14 protein-coding genes are annotated in these 17,742 nt (G+C 73.6%); 9 read left to right on the top strand and 5 right to left on the bottom strand.

The features are described from left to right. Positions 1–139 precede the first annotated feature (139 nt). Entirely contained in the window at positions 140–940 is an 801-nt protein-coding gene (locus QF030_RS34850; protein WP_307166534.1) for an N-formylglutamate amidohydrolase, read from the top strand. A gap of 292 nt (positions 941–1,232) precedes the next feature. Here QF030_RS34850 and QF030_RS34845 read toward each other — a convergent pair whose 3' ends face one another. From QF030_RS34845 to QF030_RS34835, 3 genes are all read right to left on the bottom strand, one after another. Further along, positions 1,233–1,739, bottom strand: coding sequence for a hypothetical protein (locus QF030_RS34845; RefSeq protein WP_307166533.1), 507 nt, complete (start codon positions 1,737–1,739; stop codon positions 1,233–1,235). A gap of 5 nt (positions 1,740–1,744) precedes the next feature. Beyond that, positions 1,745–2,320: an RNA polymerase sigma factor gene (locus tag QF030_RS34840; RefSeq protein WP_307166532.1), complete on the bottom strand. Its 576-nt coding sequence runs from the start codon at positions 2,318–2,320 to the stop codon at positions 1,745–1,747. Positions 2,321–2,390: 70 nt separating this feature from the next. After that, positions 2,391–3,827: a S8/S53 family peptidase gene (locus QF030_RS34835; RefSeq protein WP_307166531.1), complete on the bottom strand. Its 1,437-nt coding sequence runs from the start codon at positions 3,825–3,827 to the stop codon at positions 2,391–2,393. A 247-nt stretch (positions 3,828–4,074) separates the two neighbouring features. Between QF030_RS34835 and QF030_RS34830 the strand changes: the two genes are divergently transcribed. Then, positions 4,075–6,654, top strand: coding sequence for a CHAT domain-containing protein (locus tag QF030_RS34830; RefSeq protein ID WP_307167799.1), 2,580 nt, complete (start codon positions 4,075–4,077; stop codon positions 6,652–6,654). Between the two features lie 101 nt (positions 6,655–6,755). On the opposite strand, the gene QF030_RS34825 is transcribed toward QF030_RS34830, so the two are convergent. Then, on the bottom strand, positions 6,756–8,615 hold the full coding sequence (locus tag QF030_RS34825) for a LuxR family transcriptional regulator AbsR2 (RefSeq protein WP_307166530.1): 1,860 nt from the start codon (positions 8,613–8,615) through the stop codon (positions 6,756–6,758). A 95-nt stretch (positions 8,616–8,710) separates the two neighbouring features. Here QF030_RS34825 and absR1 point away from each other — a divergent pair, with 95 nt between their 5' ends. Both absR1 and QF030_RS34815 read left to right on the top strand, forming a co-directional pair. Next, positions 8,711–9,796, top strand: a complete 1,086-nt coding sequence (gene absR1, locus QF030_RS34820) for a beta-glucuronidase AbsR1 (protein ID WP_307166529.1) — start codon at positions 8,711–8,713, stop codon at positions 9,794–9,796. Positions 9,797–9,990: 194 nt separating this feature from the next. Further along, a complete protein-coding gene (locus QF030_RS34815) occupies positions 9,991–11,448 on the top strand; it encodes an MFS transporter (protein WP_307166528.1) in 1,458 nt (485 codons plus the stop codon). 70 nt (positions 11,449–11,518) lie between these two features. Here QF030_RS34815 and QF030_RS34810 read toward each other — a convergent pair whose 3' ends face one another. After that, complete coding sequence (locus QF030_RS34810; RefSeq protein ID WP_307166527.1) at positions 11,519–12,409, bottom strand: sulfurtransferase; 891 nt, start codon at positions 12,407–12,409, stop codon at positions 11,519–11,521. A 473-nt stretch (positions 12,410–12,882) separates the two neighbouring features. Here QF030_RS34810 and QF030_RS34805 point away from each other — a divergent pair, with 473 nt between their 5' ends. From QF030_RS34805 to QF030_RS34785, 5 genes are all read left to right on the top strand, one after another. Beyond that, positions 12,883–13,806, top strand: a complete 924-nt coding sequence (locus tag QF030_RS34805) for an ABC transporter substrate-binding protein (protein ID WP_307166526.1) — start codon at positions 12,883–12,885, stop codon at positions 13,804–13,806. Positions 13,807–13,938: 132 nt separating this feature from the next. Beyond that, positions 13,939–14,988: an ABC transporter substrate-binding protein gene (locus QF030_RS34800; RefSeq protein ID WP_307166525.1), complete on the top strand. Its 1,050-nt coding sequence runs from the start codon at positions 13,939–13,941 to the stop codon at positions 14,986–14,988. Further along, on the top strand, positions 14,985–15,755 hold the full coding sequence (locus tag QF030_RS34795; protein WP_307166524.1) for an ABC transporter permease: 771 nt from the start codon (positions 14,985–14,987) through the stop codon (positions 15,753–15,755). The genes QF030_RS34800 and QF030_RS34795 overlap by 4 nt, the downstream gene beginning before the upstream one ends. Beyond that, positions 15,752–16,513, top strand: coding sequence for an ABC transporter ATP-binding protein (locus QF030_RS34790; protein WP_307166523.1), 762 nt, complete (start codon positions 15,752–15,754; stop codon positions 16,511–16,513). The genes QF030_RS34795 and QF030_RS34790 overlap by 4 nt, the downstream gene beginning before the upstream one ends. Beyond that, on the top strand, positions 16,510–17,622 hold the full coding sequence (locus QF030_RS34785; RefSeq protein WP_307166522.1) for a phosphotransferase enzyme family protein: 1,113 nt from the start codon (positions 16,510–16,512) through the stop codon (positions 17,620–17,622). Before QF030_RS34790 ends, QF030_RS34785 begins: the two co-directional genes overlap by 4 nt. Positions 17,623–17,742: the final 120 nt, after the last annotated feature.

Raw genomic sequence — 17,742 nt, 5'->3', positions numbered from 1 at the left:
GCTAGCGTGACGGCGGAGGCCGTACAGGTCGCCCGTCCGGACCGCTGTGGCATCTTGATCACGCGCACACGCACGACACCCACGCACACGCACAACACCCACGTACACACGCCTTCGCCGACACTCCGGGAGCAGCCTCATGACCCCTGCCGCACCGTCCTTCTCCTTCCTCCCCGGCGCCGCCGACTCGCCGGTGATCCTCCACGTGCCGCACTCGGCGCGGGAGATACCGGCCGGGGTGCGGGCGGGGATCGTGCTGGACGACGGGGCGTTGGAGCGGGAACTGGACCACATCACCGACTCGCACACCGCGGAGATCGCCGAGGCGGCGGCGCGACTGGCGGGAGTGACGCCCTGGCGGTTCGTGAACCGGCTGTCGCGGCTGGTCGTCGATCCGGAGCGGTTCCCGGACGAGCGCGAGGAGATGCTGGCGGTCGGCATGGGGGCCGTGTACACCCGGACCACGCACCGCGAGGTGCTACGGCCGCGGGAGACCGATCCCGAACCGCTCGTCGCCCGCTACTTCCGACCGTACGCGCAGGCGATGACCGACGCCGTCGCCGAACGGCTGGCGGCCGTCGGGCGGGCCGTGGTCGTCGATGTGCACTCCTACCCCACCGAGCCGCTCCCCTACGAGCTGCACGGCGTGGGACCGCGACCGCCCGTCTGCCTCGGCACCGACTCCTTCCACACCCCGCCCGAGCTGCTCGCCGCCGCGCGGGAGGCGTTCGGGGAGGCGGTGGGGGAAACCGGGCTCGACAGCCCGTTCGCCGGGGCCTATGTGCCCCTGGAGCACTACGGGAAGGAGCCGCGGGTGAGCGCCCTGATGGTGGAGATCCGGCGGGACACGTACATGACCGAGCCCGGCGGGCCGGCCGGCCCGGGCCTCACCCGGCTCGCCTCGGCGCTCGCGGCCCTCGTGGACGCCGTGTCCGGCTGACCTCCGGCCCTCGCGCGCACCGGCCACCCGGCCCGGGCCCGGCGACGGCAGGCGACCCGGCCGACGGAACCCCGCGCGAGCCTGCCCCGCGCGGCGGAGGTCTCCTCGGCGCCGGGGGCGTGATCGCCCGCACCGGGCCGAACAGGGTCGCCACACCCCGGCCGCCGACCGACACACCGGAGCATGCCACCGATCCGCTGCCGGACGCGGCCCGCGATTCCGGCCCGCCGGGGCGCCGCGCGGCGGTGAGCCGTCGTCCGGGGGCCGGAGGGCCCGTCCGTCGCCGTGGGTCTCAGGCGCGCAGCCACTCCGTCACGACGACCTCCGCGCCGGTCCGCAGCCGCAGGGCGAACGGGCCGCCCAGAGGCGCGTCGCAGGCGAAGCGGCCCAGGTCGTCGGCGATGAGCGAGGCGCCCGCCCGCGGGCCGTGCAGAACCTCGATCGAGGCAGACTGGGGCGGCAGCAGCTGACCCATCAGACCCTCGTCGGTCACCTCGACGTCGACCGTCAGCCCGCCCGTGTGGAAGGTCAGCATCCGCGGCACGTCCACCGCTCCGCGCACCGGGATGGCGTCGACCAACGAGTCGAACGTCAGCTCGGCGATCCGCGCGTCCAGGTCGTGCAGCGCGTAGGCCTCGATGGCGGTCCGCCGCAGCTCGGCGGGGACCGGGTCCAGGATGGCGGCGGCCTGGCGGAGTTCCTCCTCCAGCCGGTCGTGGTCGAACTCCTCGTCGACGAAGGGGACTTCGCCGAAGAAGTCGTCCGGCTCGTCGTCGTTCACGCCGTTCGTTCCGTTCATGCCGTTCACAGAGCTCCCCGTGCGTCGAGTCGGGCGCGCAGACGCCGCAGACATCGCTGGCGCATCGGTCCGATGCTGCCGACGGCGATGCCCAGGGCGGCCGACACCTCCTGGTAACTGGGCGGCGGCGAGGCGATCAGGGCCCGCAGCAGTTGCCGGCAGCGCTCGCCGAGCGCCTCGAACTCCTGCCAGAGGAAGCGCACCCGCTCGCTCTGCGCGGCCGCCTCCTCCGAGTCGAGGACCGACTGCTCAGGAGTCAGATCGTCGCTGGCCCGGTCGAGCAGCAGCGGATCGTCGGTCGGGGTGAGCCGCCTCAGGCTCTTGATCACTTTCAGGCACTCGTTGCGCGCGGTGCTCGCGAGCCACGAACCGGCCTTGTGCGGCTCACGGATCCGCCCGAGATGCTGGGCGAAGCGGAACCACACGGTCTGGTACACCTCGTGGCCGTCCGCGTCGGAGAGCCGATGCGCGCGCACGACCGACCACACCAATGGGCTCAACCCGTCCACCAGCGCTTTCCAGGCCGCCGTGTCACCGTCGACGGCGGACTGGACGAGCGCGCCGACATCAGTACGGTCCACGGCCCCACCCCTCGTGTACGGCCTGTCATCGTACGCCGTGGCGGGGCCCCACTCGGACGTCATGCCGCCCTCACGCCGGACCGACCGGGACCGGCTGCCAGGTGGGCGGCAGCAGTGCCGGCACGTGCGCGCCCCGCACCTCCGCGAACTCTGAACGCTCGGCGAGGAGCCGACGGGCGGCGGCGCGGGGGTCGGTCACCCCGTTCGCGGTCATGTAGGCGGCGACGAGCCCGGCCACCACGGGGGTGGCGAAGGACGTACCGCTCCAGAAGGCCAGCCCCTCGAACATCACCTGGTCCGGCTTGCCCGGGGCGACCGCCTGTGCCTCGCTCAACACACCGGTGTGGCGCGGGGAGCGGCAGGTGCAGGAGTAGGTGAAGCCGTAGCGGCAGGCCTCGTAGGTGGAGTGCTGGTAGACGTACGGGACGGGGGTGTCGAAGCCGGTGAGTGCGCTGGTGAGGCGCTCGCCGGGGGCGTACACCCTCACCCAGGGGCCGTGGTTGCTGAAACAGGCGCCGAACTCGCCGTCGCCGCGCAGCGCGCCCACCGACAGCACCGCGTCGGCGTACTCGGGAAGCGAGGCGTAGGCGGCGGGCCAGAAGGGCGACGCGCTGCCGTTGTTACCGGCGGCCGCGACCAACAGGGTGCCCTGGGCGCGGAGTTCCTCCATGAAGGCGGCCACGCCGAGCAGGCCGTCCACCCGGCCGTTGGAGGTGCCCGCGGAGAGGCTGAGGATGTCGGGCCAGCCGTCCTGCACGGCGTCGAAGAGCCGCTCGCCGAACTCCGACTCCAGGATCGCGCCGGCGTCGTTGAGCGTGCCCCGCACGGTGACGTCGGTGTGCGGCGCGACGGCCGCGATCAGGCCGGCGATGAACGTGCCGTGGCCGACGTACTGCTGGAGGATCCCGTTTTCGTCGGTCTCCCTGACCTGGGCGTCGCCCTCCGTGCGGGCCAGCAGCGGGTAGGAGCGGTAGTCGTGGGTCAGGCCGGTGTCGACGACGAGCACGCCGACGGCGTCCGCGCCCGCTTCCCCCTCCGCGACATCGGCCGCCTGTGCCGCGGCGGGGTTGGGCCGGGCGCTGCGCGGGGCGGGTACCGGTTCGTCGCCGGGGCAGGCGTTGACGGCGATCGACACGAGGTGGTTGCGGCTGACCATGCGGCGCCCCGCGCGGCCCTCCGTCTCGCGCAGCGCGCGCAGGGCCCCCGCGACGGTGCGGTCCGCGCCGCGGCCGCCCTCCCCGGGGTCGCCGACCCGGATACGCGTGATGCCCGAGCGGTTGGTCTCCGGGCCGGCCCGGCGCACATGGTCCGGGACCAGGCCCTCGGTCGCGGTGAAGTGCGAGCGGACGGCGTCCTCGACGACCCTGGCCTCCTCCCCGTCGCGGGCGAGGACGACGCCCTTCTCGTAGATGAACTCCGCGGAGTCGTCCGGCCCCATCGCCAACGGGACGTCGGGCAGCGAACGTTGGAGGTGGTCGAACTGCTCGTGGAATCGCTGTGGTGCCATGGCGTGTCTCCCCTACAGCCGGTGGTCGACAGCAAGACCCGCGGGACGGCCGTCTGATACAGGTGGTGCGACGACAGATAGGGGTGGTGCGGTTGCGGCCGCACGCCCCCTCACGATGCCGACTCCGTTGACACGACGTCCAATTGTTACTGGTGGATACGGTGCCGAACCGGTGTGGCATGCGGGCCCGAGCACTACCATCCGTGGAGTGACAGCGGGAAACGACTCGGTTCTCGAACTGCTGCCGATGGTCTTCGCCGCCCCGGGCGACGCGTTGTCGCGGGCGGAAGGCGTGCTCGACACCGATCCGACGCCGTTGCACGCCTCGGTCGCCCACCAGGTGATCGGCATCTGGCAGCGGGACTGGGGCGACATGCGTCTCGCCCTGGACCATCTGCGGCGCGCCCGGGATCTCGCGGCGCGCGCGGACTCGGCCGAGCGTGAGGCGGACGTCCTCGGCACGCTGGGCGTGGCGCTCGTGCACGCGGGACGCACCCGGCAGGGGCTCGCCGCCTTCGAGCGGGGGGTCGAGCGCGGAAGCGGGCACACCCGCGCACGGGTGCTGTACCGGCGGGCCTACTCGTTGTGGGTCCTCGGCCATCACCGTGAGGCTCTGGAGGACGTACGCCGGACGATCCCCGTGCTGCGTCAGGCCGACGACGTCATCTGGACGGCGCGCGCCCTCACCCTGCGTGCCACCGTGCACCTGGCCCTCGGGGCGGTGGAGCGGGCCGAGGCGGACTTCACGGCGGCCGAGGCGCTGTGGGAGACCACCGGCCAGGAGCACGACAAGGCGGACGCGGTGGAGAGCCGGGGGCTTGCCGCCTTCCGGTCCGGGGACGTTCCGGCCGCGCTGCGGCTCCTCGACGAGGCGGAGGAGCGGTACGCGAAGCTCGGCACGCCGACGTTCATGCTCAACATCCGGCGCTGCGAGGTGCTGATGGCGGCCGGTCTCGCGCCGGAGGCACTGGCCGAGGCGGACGCGGCGATCGGGGTGCTGGACGGCATCGGCGGGCAGTCCACCCGCAAGGCGGAGCTGCTGCTGGCGGCCGCGAGGGCGGCGCGGCTGGCGGGGGACCCGGGGACGGCGATCGCGCGCGCGGCGGTGGCCGAGCGCCTCTTCGCGGGACAGCGGCGCACCTGGTGGGAGACGCACGCCCGGCTGGTGCTGATCGAGGCGCGGGTGGCCACCGGGCGCGGCTCGGGGCGGCTGGTCGCGGACGCCGCCAGGCTCGCCGAACGGCTGGCCGCCTTCCAGGCGCCGGCTGCGCCGGAGGCCTGGCTGCTGGCGGGCCGGATCGCGCTGGGTCTGAACTGGACCACGGACGCCGAACGGTATCTGAGGATCGCGGCCCGCAGCCGGCGCAGCGGGCCGCCGCTGGCACGGATGACCGGCTGGGCGGCGCAGGCGCTGTGGGCGCGGGCCACCGGCTCGGGCCGCGGAGTACTGGAGGCCTGCCGCCGCGGGCTCGACGTCCTCGACGACCACCGGACGACGCTGGGCGCCTCGGAGCTGCGGGCCCGGGCCACCGCGCAGGGCGCCGAACTGGCCGCGCTGGCCCAGGAGGTCAGTCTGGAGCGGGGCGGGCCACGGCAGTTGCTGGTGTGGAGCGAGCGCTGGCGGGCCACGGCGCTGGCGACGCCGCCCACCCGGCCGCCGGCCGACCCGGCGCTGCTGAGCGGACTGACCGCCTTCCGGGTGATCGCCGCCCGCGCGGAGGCCGCCCGGATGGACGGCCGGCCGGTGCCGACGCTCGAGCGGGAACAGCGGCGCCTGGAGCGGGAGATCCGCTCCCGGACCCTGCACATCCGCGGGGTCTCGCCCTGGGGCGGTGACCGGTTCGGCGGGGACCGGTTCGACGCGGGGCGGCTGCTGGAGCGGCTCGGCGAGGGGCGGCTGGTCGAACTGGCCGTACTGGACGGCCGGGTTCAGGTGCTGCTGTGCGGGGGCGGCCGGGTGCGCCGGTTCGCGGGCGGGCTGCTGGCCGAGGCGGAGCGGGAGGCCGAACACGTACAGGCCGGGCTGCGGCGGCTGGCCCACCCCGGCGCGGAGGCCCGGCTGCCGGTGGTGGAGGCGGCGGGGCGCAAGCTGGAGGAACTGCTGCTCGGTGAAGCGGCGAGGCACCTGGGCCCGGGTCCTTTGGTGATGGTGCCGCCGGCCCGGCTGCACCGGGTGCCGTGGGCGCTGCTGCCGTCACTGCGGGAGCGGGTGGTCAGCGTGTCGCCGTCGGCCAGCGGCTGGCTGCGCGCACGGGCGACCGAACCGCCCCCGGGCGGGCGGCAGGTCCTCGTGCGGGGCCCGGGGCTGGCGACCTGCGGGGCGGAGGTGCCGGAGGTCGCCGGGCGGTACGGCAGGCCGATCGTGCTGGAGCAGGAGGACGCCCATGTGTCCCGTGTGCTCCAGGAGCTGGACGGGGCGGCGCTGGCGCACATCGCCGCGCACGGCGTGTTCCGCGGCGACAGTCCGATGTTCTCGTCGCTGCGGATGGCGGACGGACCGCTGATCGTGCACGACTTCGAGCGGCTCGCCCGCAGCCCGTACCGGATCATCCTCTCCAGTTGCGACACCGCCCGGCTGGCCTCGGTCGGGGCGGACGAACTCCTGGGCCTGGTGACGGCGTTGCTGCCGCTCGGCACGGCCGGTGTGGTGGCGAGCAGCGCACCCGTCAACGACGCGGCGGTCGTCCCGCTGATGCTGGCCCTGCACCAGGGCATCAGCGCGGGTCTCTCCCTCGGCGAGGCCCTGCGCGACGCCCGTGCCGCGCTGCCGGACGACGCGCTGCACCAGGCGACGGGGTGGGCGTTCACGGCGTTCGGCGCGGCATGAGCCGGACGCGGGCACAACCTGATCAGGCGGCCTGCTCGACCAGCCAGGGAAGGGCGCCCGCGATCACCGTCACGGCCTGAGCCGGACGCGGCACCGCCTGATCAGGCGGGCTGCTCGACCAACCAGGGAAGGGCGCCGCGGTCGCCGGCGCCGAGTCGGGTGTAGGCGCCGTAGAGGTGGTTGCCGACGGTCCGGACGGACAGGGTGAGGCGATCGGCGATCTGCCGGTTGCTGAGACCGGCGGCGGCGAGGGTCACGATCTGCCGTTGCCGGGCGGTGAGTTCGCCCAGGACCAGACCGGACAGTGCCGGGGTACGGGCGCCCTGGCAGCGCCGGGCGAGGGCGACGGCACGCGTACGGGCGGTGCGGGCCGCGCCGGCGTCCCGGTGGACGCGTACCGCCTGTGCGTACGCCTCGGCCGCGAAGAGCAGGAACCCGCGCTCCTCCAGTTCGGCGGCCACCAGGTCCAGCGCGGGTCCGTCTCCCCGGGCGAGCGCACGGGCGTGCCGGGCGAGACAACCGTCGGAGGGCAGAAGCCGGACCGCGCGCCGGGGAACGCCGAGGCGTACGGCGTCGTAGGCGATGTACGGATCAGGCCGGGCGAGGACGGGCTCCGCCCCGCACTCGGGCTCGGCCCCGTGCTCGGGCTCTTCGAGGGTTCTCAGGGCCGTGTCGAGGTCTCCGCGGGCGGCCGGTGGCCATGCGGCGGTGCCGGGACGCTCCGTGAGGAGGTCGATGGAGGGGCCCGTCTCGCCGGACTGGACGGCGGCCAGGGCCAGTTCGGTGCGGCAGGCGCGGTCCTGCGGGGCGGCGGCCAGGCCCTCCCTCGCCCAGGCCGCCGCCTCGCGCAGCTCCCCCCGCAGCCGTGAGAACCGCGCGCGGACGGCGGCGTACCACGGCGGGACCGGTTCCCCCTCCGCGACGAGCCACTCCCCCACGGGCGTGGACGTCGTACGGACGTCGGTCCGCTCCATGCGGCGGGTCAGCTCGGCCGCCTCGGCGTCGAGGGCGGCCGTGGTGGACCGTCGGCCGGTGAGCCGCCTCGCGCGCAGCCGTCCGGCCTCGGCGCGCAGGACCGGTCCGTGCAGGGGGTGGGCCAGCCGGACGGTCGTGTCGTCGCCGACGTCGACAAGGCCGTCCGCCTCCAGGCGTTCGAGGATCCTCAGGTCCAGGGTGTCCGCCACCTGGGGCAGCGGTTCGGCGAAGGCGAGCCGGTCGAGGATCTCGCGTTCGTCGGGGCAGGCGCGGGCGAGCACGGCGGCGGCGCGCTCGCGCAGCGCCGGGGTCACCGGGACCCGGCCCCGCCAGGTCCACTCGTCGGCGTCCGTGTCCCTGGTCAGCAGGCCCTGCTCGCGCAACGCGTCCAGCAGGTCGCGCAGGAGGCGCAGGTCGCCCGCGCACAGCCGGTGCAGGCGGTTGACGGCGAGGGGTTCCACGAGGCCGCCGGCGCCGGCGCCGATGAGCTGGGCGCTCTCCTCGAGGGGCAGGGGCTCCAGGGCGAGCCGGGGCAGCAGTTCGCCGGTCCACAGGCGGGCGACCGCGCCGGGCGGGCGGGCCCCGTCCGTGACGAGGACCAGCAGGCGGGCGCGGCCCTGGACGGCCAGTTGGTGGAGCAGGGCGGCGGAGGCGTCGTCCAGCAGGTGCGCGTCGTCGACCAGCAACAGCCTGCGGCCGGAGAGGAGTTGGACCGCCCTGTGCAGGGTGACGCCCTCGGGGAGAAGAGCGGAGAAGGCGGCGAACGGCAGGTCGCGCGTCCCGGGGGTGCCGGCCACCCGGGCGCAGTCGGCGCCGCGGAGCGCCTCCGTGGCCAGCCGGGTGCGGCCGCAGCCCGCCGGTCCGCTGATCACCATGCCGGGCCGGCCCCCCGCCAGGGAGCGGCGGACGAGCTCCAGTTCCTCGTCCCGGCCCGTGAACGGCCATGGCAGTCGCAGGGTCCCGGCTTGCGGTTCGAACGTCGTCACATCAAGGAGAGTCGGCGTACTCACGTCTGATACAGGGCGAGTTGAGTAGCCCCCGACTCAGGCCGGGCGGCGGCCGGCACGGCAACCTGGAGCCCATGACCGCCCGTTACTGCTCGCTCGCCCAGCAGTCCGCCCCCGCCTTCGCGCCGGGGCTGGCCGTCGAGCGGCTCGGCGCGTTGATGAGCGGGCGGCGGATGTGGGTCAACGGCACGGTGCTGCACTACTGCTTCCTCGACGGTGACAGCGACGGGTCGGTCATCGCCCTGCCGGGTTCCGGGGGGACCCGCTGGGTGTCGTGGGTCGGCGCCGAGGAGCAGCGGGAGATCGTGCGGGACTGCTTTCGCGAGTGGCGGGACCTGGGCATCGGGGTGACCTTCGCCGAGGTCGCCGACCGCTCGGAGGCGGAGCTGCGCATCGGGTTCCAGTCGGGTGACGGCTCCTGGTCGGCGGTGGGCCGGGACGCGCTGTCGGCCGGTCTCAACGAACGCACGATGAACTTCGGCTGGGACCTGACCGCGCCCGGGGAGCGCGCGACGGCCCTGCACGAGATCGGACACGCGCTCGGCATGCAGCACGAGCACCAGAGCCCGTTCGCCGGACTCCACTGGGACGACGAGGCCGTGTACGCCGACCTCGCGGGCCCGCCGAACCACTGGAGCCGGGACAGGACCTACTTCAACGTCCTGCGCAAACTGGATCCGGCCGAGGCGAACGGGTCGGTGTGGGACTCGCAGTCCGTCATGGAGTACCCCTTCTCGGCGGGACTGATCCTGGAGCCTGAGCAGTTCCGCGGGGGTGTGCATCCGGCAGGCGCACTGTCGCCGATGGACAAGGAGTTCGTCCTCGGCTGGTATCCGCCGCCCGGTGGGGCGCGGTCGCCGGCGCTGGTGCCGTTCCGTTCGGTGCCGCTGTCGCTGCGGCCGGGTGAGCAGGTCGACTTCACCGTCGAGCCGCGCGAGACCCGCGAGTACACCGTCGCGACCTTCGGCGAGAGCGACTCCGTCGTCGTGGTCTTCGAGGAGCGCGACGGGGAACCCCGCTTCCTCGCGGGGCACGACGACGGAGGCGCTGCGCACAACGCCACGATCAGGGTCCGGTTCGTCAGGGACCGCCGCTACTTCGTGCGTGTACGCCTGTACTCCGGCTGGGGTTCGGGCGAGACGGCCGTCATGTGCTGGTGAGGAGCGGGGCCGCGTGAGACCACAGTCCGGCGCCGGGGGAAGCGCCGGGGACACGTCACCTTCGGGGGAGGGAGGCGTGTCCCCGGCCACACCGGGTCCGCCGTTCGCGGGCGGGTCCGGACGGCGTGTTTCCATCGTGCGAACAGGCGGCCGGGACGGGGACAGGAGCGTCCGGCCGGTGTGAGCATGACGGCATGCTTCCGGGAGAGGATCGCGCGGCCCGGAGGGTACTGACGGTCTGTCTGGCGGCCGGGGCGACGACCCTGCTGGACCAGTCGGTCCTCAACATCGCCGTCCCCGCACTGCGCCAGTCACTGTCCGCCGACGCCACGGACGTGCAGTGGATCGTCTCCGGCTACTCGCTGGCCTTCGGGCTCGCCCTGGTGCCCGGCGGCAGCCTGGGGGACGTACGCGGCCGCAAACATCTGTTCCTCGTCGGCCTCTCGACGTTCGTGCTGTGCGGCCTGGTCGCCGCCACCGGCACCCGTGCGACGACGGTGGTGGTGGCCCGGCTGGTGCAGGGAGCCGGTGCCGGGCTGGTCAACTCCCAGGTGATCGGTACCCTCCAGGACGTCTTCCACGGCCTGGATCGCGCCCGCGCCCTGGGCCTGTACGCGGTCACCGGCGGGGGCGCGGCGGCGCTGGGCCCGGCGCTCGGCGGAACGCTGGTCACGCTGTGCGGTCCGGGGACGGGCTGGCGGCTGTGTCTGTTGCTGAGCGCGCCGTGCGGGGTGCTCACCCTGTGGCTGGCGGCCCGGCGGCTGCCCCCGCCCCGGCGGGTCGCCGCGCCCGGCCGTGTCGACCTGTGGGGACTGGTGTGCGTGGCAGCGCTGACCCTGTCGCTCATGCTGCCGTTCATCAGCACGCCGGACAGCGGCCGGGCGGTCGCGCTGTGGGCGGCGGCGGCCCTGGTCGCGGCGGGCGCGCTGGTGCTGGGCCAGCGGTGGCGGGTCCGGCGGGGGCGCGTGCCCCTGGTGCACCCTTCGCTGATCCGCTCGGCCCCGTACGCGCTGGGCACGTCGGTGGCGATGGCGAACTTCGGCGCGTCCCTGGCGGCCGGGCTGGTGCTGACGCTGTTCCTGCAGAGCGGGCTCGGCCTCTCGGCGCTCACCACGGCGGCCGTGACCCTCCCGTCCGCGGTCGCGATGGGGGTGTCGTCGGCGGTGGCCTGGCGGGTGGTGCGGCGGATCGGCGCCCGTACCGTCACCCTCGGCCTGTCGGTGGGCGTCCTCGCCCTGCTGGGCGGCGCCGTGGCGGCGGTGACGCTGCCGCTCGCCGCGCTGCCTCTGGCGCTGGCGGGGGTCCAGGTGGTCTCGGGGGCCGCGTCCGGCCTGACCGTCTCGCCCAACCAGGCGCGCGTCCTCCAGCACGCCCCCGCCGACGCGGCGGGGGTGGCGGGCGGCATCCTTCAGATGACCCAGCGGATCGCGGCGGCGGTGTGCCTCAGCGCGGTCTCCGGGATCTACCTGCGGGGTTCGGCCGGGGCGGAGGGCGAGCCGAGGACGGCGTTCGCGGTGGCGTCGGTCGTCTGCGCGGGCCTGTTGGCGGCGGCGCTGCTGGTGTGCGTGGCGCTGCCGCGCGTCTCGTCCGGTGCGGGACGGGTGCGGGGGCGGGCAGGGGTGTCGGACCGTGCGGCGAGCGAGGCGCCGTAGGTGGCCGGCTGGCCCGGGGCGGGGCCACGTGCCGTGCCGTGCGGGGTTCCGGTGCGCCGCCCGGCGCTGATCAGGCGACGTGTCCCGTCGTCAGCGGCCGTGCCGGATCCTGCGACCACTCCTCGAGTGAACCGTCGTACAGGGACACGTCCGGACGGCCGAGGAGGGTGAGGGCGAGGGCGACGCCGGCGGCCGAGATACCGCCGCCGCAGTACAGGACGACCGGCGTATCGGTGGCGTCGAGACCGGCGCCGACGCGGGTGGCGAGGTCGGCCGGAGACAGCACCCGCCCTTCGGCGTCCAGGAGTTCGCGACCGGGAAGACTCCGGCTTCCGGGAATGTGCCCGCGTCGGCTGTACCGGGTGGGGACCGACCCGTCGAAGCCGCCCGGGGGCAACGCGCAGACCAGGGTGCCGGGCCGCTCACCACGACTGATGGCTTCCACCTCGTGGACGTCCGTCCACGATCCGGGACGCGGGACGGGGACGACAGGGGTCACCTCGGGCACCGGCACCGCGTCGTCGCCGGACGTGAGCGGCCGTCCCGCCGACTCCCACGCCGCCAGACCTCCGTCGAGCACGGCCGCCGGAACGGAGATCGCCCGCAGCATCCACCACAGCCGGGCCGCCCAGATCCCGCCGCCGGTGTCGTACACGACCACCGCGCTCCCCTCCCCCACGCCGACCCCGGCGAGCGCTCCGGCCAGGGCCGGCGGGCTCGGCACGGCGAAGTGGTAGGGAGCGCCGGGGTCGGAGAAGTCCCCGGTCAGATCCGCGTGCCGGGAACCCGGGAGGCGGCGTCGGAGCCACCCTTCGCGGCCGCTCACGCAGCGGTGGTCACCGTCATGACGGGGTGAGGGCAGCAGCACCGTGGCGTCGAGGACGACCAGCCGGGGGTCGTCGAGCCGGGCGGCCAGCCAGGAGTCGTCGACCAGGGGTCCGGGCAGCGGGAAGGTGGTCATGGCGGCCGATGCTACGCCCGTGAGCTGGGCGTCTTACCCGCTGATCTTGGCCGTCTCATATTTCGGATCAAGGTTGCGCGAAGACCGTCGGCTGCCGTTATGGTTTCGGCCATCTACGCGGGAGCCCCTCCCCGGACGGGCTGAGAGGGCGTCTGGGATCCGTTCGTCGAACGCGGTCCCCATGGGGACGCCGACCGCACGAAACGCGCTCAGGCGCCCCGCGTAGGAGTTCACGTGTCCGCAACAGCAGAGCCGAAGCCTCCGGTGGTCTCCACCCCGGCGGGCGGCTCCTGTCGTTGTCGCACGTGCAGCTGCCACGCGTGTCGCTGTCACCGGCCCGTCTGACCGACCGACCACCCGGACGCCTCGTCGTCCGCCCGTCCAGCCGCCTGGTCGCCTGGTCGCCCGTCGCGCCGCTTCCCCCCTCTGCCCTTCGCCTTCGCGTCCTCGCGCGCCGCCCTCGGAGTCCCTTCATGCCGCACATCCGGGTCATGCTCGACTATTTCCATCCCTGGCCCAATTCCGCCGGTTTCTATGTGGCCCGTGCCCGCCGCTGGTTCGCGGAGGCCGGGCTTGACGTGGAACTCGTCGTCCAGGATCCGGGACGCGGCGACACCCTGGAGTATGTGGCGCGCGGCGAGGTGGACTTCGGCGTCTTCCCGCCCAACCGGCTACTGGCCCGGCGCGCCGCGCACGGCCAGCCGCTGATCGCCGTGGCCGCCGTCAACCACCGCGGCCTGGAGGCGATCCAGACCACCGCGTCCACCGGCATCACCCGCCCCCGTGACCTCGCGGGCCGTCGCGTCGCCCTGAACCCGACCCCGCGCGGCCTGGCCATGGTCCGCCATCTGGTGGCGGCCGACGGCGGCGACCCGGACGCGGTGGTCACGATCGACGCGGGCTCGCGCGAGCTGACCGTCGACGACATCGAGGCGGGCGAGGCCGACGCCACCTTCGGCACCTACTGGTCGTGGGACGCGCTCCGCGGCGACCTGCCCGAGGAGCGGCGCGTGACCTGGCCGGTCGACGAGATCGGCGCACCCCGCTACCACAGCTATCTCCTGGGCACGAACGAACGCCTGCTCACCGAACGACCCTCTCTGGTAAGGGACTTCCTCGCCGCCACGGCTCGGGGATACGCGGCCGCCGCACAGGACGGCGAGCGGACACTGCAGTTGCTGGAAAGGGTCATCCCCTACTTCCCGCGCCCGCTGATAGCCCGTTCCCTCGCCCTGGTCGCGCCCACCTGGACGGACTCGGAGGGCCGCTGGGGAGTGATCGATCCGGCTCGCACGGGCCCGTACGCGCACTGGCTCGCGAAGCACGGCGCCCTCGCGCACGACCGGGACTGGGACCGCTCCTTCACCAACGCGCTGCTGCCGGCCATGGCCGGATGAGTGTCCTGTCCTGCCAGGCGCGGGGACTGACCCGGCGGCTGGCCGTCGACTTCAAGCGGGTGGACAGCGCGCTGTGTCGCCGGGCGTGACCGCCCGACGCCGTCCGACTCCCCTCGCCCCGAAGGAACACGCATGCACCGCCGTACCGCCCTGTCCGTCATAGCCGCGTCGGCCGTATTCGCCGTCACCGGCTGCTCGGCGGACCCCTCGGCCGACGCCACCGCCGAGGACGGCACCACGACCGTCACCCTCGCCCTGGACTGGACCCCGAACACCAACCACACCGGCATCTACGTCGCCCAGCAGAAGGGCTGGTTCAAGGCGGCCGGCATCGATCTGAAGATCGTGCCCTACGGTTCGACCGCGCCCGAGACGCTGATCGCGAGCCACAAGGCCGACTTCGGCATCTCGTACCAGGAGGGCGTGACCACGGCGCGCGCCGCGGGCCAGGACATCACGTCCGTCTACGCGGTCACGCAGAAGACGAACGTCACCATCGCCGTACGCGCCGGCCGTACGGACATCACGTCACCCAAGGACCTGGACGGGCGCACGTACGCCGGTTTCGGCGCTCCTTACGAGAAGCCGCTCCTGCAGAAGGTGATCCGGAACGCGGGCGGCAGGGGTGACTTCAAGCAGGTCACCCTCAACACCTCGGCATACGCGGCGCTCTACGCGGGCAGGGCGGACTTCGCGATGCCGATGCCGACCTGGGAGGGACTGGAGGCAGAGCTGAGCGGTAAGCCGCTGAAGAACTTCCAGTTGTCCGACTACGGTTTCCCGGCGATCTACTCGACGCTCGTCGCGTCCTCGGACCGGTTCCTGGAGAAGAACCCGGAGATCGCGAAGAAGTTCCTGGCCGCCGTCGACAAGGGGTACAGGTACGCGGCCGACCACCCCGACAAGGCCGCGGATCTCCTCGTCGACGCCAACAGGAGCGTCCTCACCAACGTCGAACTCGTGCGCAAGAGCGCTCAGTTGCTCGCCGATGAGTACTACCGGGCCGCCGACGGCACGATCGGTGCCCAGAGCCCGGAGCGCTGGCAGGACTTCGCAGACTTCGAGTACCGGGCGGGACTTCTGAGCGACGCGAACGGCGGGAAGCTGACCAGGACCCCGGACGCCGGTTCGTTCTTCACCAACGCCTATCTGCCCGCCTCGGACACCGAGGTCACCAAGTGAGCGCGGTCATACGGTCGTTGTGGCCGCCGCTGCTGGTGCTGGCCGTCGTGATCGGCGGCTGGCAGCTGTACGTGACGGGCGCGGGCGTCGACCCGACGATGCTTCCGTCGCCGACGCGGGTGGTGCAGCAGGGCTGGGCCAACCGCGAGGTCCTGTGGGCGCAGACCGTGCCCACGCTCCAGGAGACCCTGCTGGGCTTCGCGCTGTCGTTCGCGGCGGCGTGGCTGGTCGCCGTGCTCCTGGACTTCTCGGCGGCGGCCCGCCGGGGCCTGTACCCGCTCCTGGTCGCCTCGCAGACGATCCCGGTCGTCGCCGTGGCTCCTCTGCTCATCATCTGGTTCGGCTTCGGCCTGCTGCCCAAGATGCTGGTCGTGACGCTGACGACGTTCTTCCCGCTGGCGGCGAACCTGGCCGCCGGGTTCGCCGCGACCGACCGTGAGGCGATGCGGCTGCTGCGCTCGCTGGGCGCGGGCCGCCTGCGGACGTTCCGGCTGGTTCGGGTGCCGAGCGCGATGCCGTACTTCTTCGCGGGGCTGCGGGTGAGCATCACCTACGCCGTCGTCGGCGCGGTGTTCGCGGAGTACGCGGGCGCGGAGGCGGGGCTCGGTATCTACATGCAGGCGCAGAAGAGCGCGTTCCGGACGGACCTGGTGTTCGCGGCGGTCGGGGTGACGGCGGCGCTGAGCATCGCGCTGTTCGGGGCGACCCATCTGCTGCAACGGCTGGTACTGCCATGGGAGCGGGCGCAACGGGAGGAGAGGTCGTGAGCAGTCTGCGTATCGAGGGGGTCGGGAAGTCCTTCGGCTCGCTGGAGGTCCTGCGGGGTCTCGAACTGTCGGTGCGACCGGGCGAGTTCGCCGCTGTGATCGGGCCGAGCGGCAGCGGCAAGAGCACCCTGTTCAACTTGGTGTCGGGACTCGACCGGCCCACGACCGGGCGGGTTCTGGTGGAGGGCGAACCGGCCGGGGTGGAGTCCGGCAAGGTCGCCTACATGCCGCAGAAGGACCTGCTGTTCCCCTGGCGGACCGTGCTGGACAACACCGCGCTCGGTCTGGAGGCGCAGGGCGTGCGCAAGAAGGAGGCTCGGGCGCGGGCCGACGCGCTGTTCGCCGACTTCGGTCTCGACGGCTTCCAGAAGGCGTATCCCGCCCAGCTCAGCGGAGGTATGCGGCAGCGGGCCGCGCTGCTGCGCACGGTCGTCCTGGAGCGTCCGGTACTGCTGCTGGACGAACCGTTCGGGGCGCTGGACTCGCTGACCCGCACCGAGATGCAGCTGTGGCTGGCGCAGATGTGGCAGCGCCACCGGTGGACGGTGCTACTGGTCACCCACGACATCCGCGAGGCGGTCCTGCTCGCGGACACCGTGCACGTCCTGTCGCCGCGCCCGGCCACCGTCGTCGAACGCGTCGAGGTGCCGCTGGCCCGCCCGCGCGGAGCGGAGGACTTCACGGCACCCGGATTCGGCGCCACGGAGCGCCGGATCCTCGAGTCGCTCCGCGGTACAACGACGGTGGGTGCGGCATGAGTTCACATCTGGCCCACGGTCTGGGCACCGACCCGGTCGAGCCGGACTGGGCGCCGCTGACCGACGACGAGGTGACGGACGTCGTCGGGGTGGGCGCCCGGGTGATGTGGCGCAGCCCGCGCCCGCTGTCCGCGGCGGCCGTCGTCGAGCGGGACGGACGGCGCCTGTTCGTGAAACGGCACCACGTCCGTGTGCGCTCCCCGGAGGGGCTGGCGGAGGAACACGCCTTCCTGCGGCATCTGCGCGAACACGGCGCGCCGGTGGTGGAGGTGCTGGACGCGGCGGTCCGCGGCACCTGGACGTACGAGGTGCACTCGACCGGCGCCGGGGAGGACCTGTACCGGGACGCGCTGTCCTGGTCGCCCTTCCGCTCCCCCACCCACGCGACGGCGGCGGGCGAGGCGCTGGCCCGACTGCACCTGGCGGCACGGGGGTTCGACGCGCCACGGCGTCAGGCGCAGCCCCTGGTCGCCTCGTTCACGGTGTTCGCCGCGCAGGACCCCTGGGACGCGCTGGAGCGATACGTGCACGAGCGCCCTCAACTGGCTTCAGGGTTGGGGGCCTTCCCGTGGCGGGAGGACACCCGGCGGGTGCTCCTGCCGCTGCACGAGCGGCTCGCACCCCATCTGCCCGGTCTGGAGCCCCTGTGGACCCACAACGACTGGCACGCCTCCAACCTGCTGTGGGACAGGGACGGGCAGGTCCGCACCGTTCTCGACTTCGGCATGAGCGACCGCACGACCGCCGTGCACGACCTCGCCACGGCGATCGAACGCAACACCGTGCAGTGGCTACGGCCCGGCTACCCGGTACGCGAGGACGACGTGATCGCGCTCGTCGACGGCTACCGGTCCGTACGACCGCTCAGCCCCGCCGAATCGGCGGCGCTCCCGGAGCTGCTGCCCTTGGTGCACGCCGAGTTCGCACTGTCCGAGCTGGGCTACTTCCACGGCGTCACACGCTCCGCGTCCAACACGCGGCTGGCCTACGACTACTGCATGGGGCACGCCGAGTGGTTCGCCGGCGAGGCCGGAAGACACCTGCTGAACCTCGTGGCCCGGGCCGTCGGAGCGGAGCGCGGGGATGCCCCGGCGAGGACCTCGCGGTAGCCGGGGCCGACATCGCCGAGGCGCTCGCCGCCGCCCTGGATCCGGAGCGGCCGGTACGCCGGCCTCACCGCGGGTGAGGAGCGGGTCGTGGTGCTCGCCGGAGAGGTGTCCCGCCATCGG

The organism is Streptomyces rishiriensis, assembly GCF_030815485.1.
In the GTDB taxonomy this organism is placed as follows: domain Bacteria; phylum Actinomycetota; class Actinomycetes; order Streptomycetales; family Streptomycetaceae; genus Streptomyces; species Streptomyces rishiriensis_A.
The sequence above is the reverse complement of the archived record's forward strand: the minus strand, read 5'-3'. Positions and strand labels throughout refer to the sequence as shown.

Excerpts from the sequence above, each read along its gene's own strand:
- QF030_RS34850 (WP_307166534.1), top strand. The coding sequence starts at position 140 with ATGACCCCTGCCGCACCGTCCTTCTCCTTCCTCCCCGGCGCCGCCGAC.
- QF030_RS34845 (WP_307166533.1), bottom strand. The coding sequence starts at position 1,739 with ATGAACGGAACGAACGGCGTGAACGACGACGAGCCGGACGACTTCTTC.
- QF030_RS34835 (WP_307166531.1), bottom strand. The coding sequence starts at position 3,827 with ATGGCACCACAGCGATTCCACGAGCAGTTCGACCACCTCCAACGTTCG.
- QF030_RS34830 (WP_307167799.1), top strand. The coding sequence starts at position 4,075 with ATGGTCTTCGCCGCCCCGGGCGACGCGTTGTCGCGGGCGGAAGGCGTG.
- absR1 (WP_307166529.1), top strand. The coding sequence starts at position 8,711 with ATGACCGCCCGTTACTGCTCGCTCGCCCAGCAGTCCGCCCCCGCCTTC.
- QF030_RS34815 (WP_307166528.1), top strand. The coding sequence starts at position 9,991 with ATGCTTCCGGGAGAGGATCGCGCGGCCCGGAGGGTACTGACGGTCTGT.
- QF030_RS34810 (WP_307166527.1), bottom strand. The coding sequence starts at position 12,409 with ATGACCACCTTCCCGCTGCCCGGACCCCTGGTCGACGACTCCTGGCTG.
- QF030_RS34805 (WP_307166526.1), top strand. The coding sequence starts at position 12,883 with ATGCCGCACATCCGGGTCATGCTCGACTATTTCCATCCCTGGCCCAAT.
- QF030_RS34800 (WP_307166525.1), top strand. The coding sequence starts at position 13,939 with ATGCACCGCCGTACCGCCCTGTCCGTCATAGCCGCGTCGGCCGTATTC.
- QF030_RS34785 (WP_307166522.1), top strand. The coding sequence starts at position 16,510 with ATGAGTTCACATCTGGCCCACGGTCTGGGCACCGACCCGGTCGAGCCG.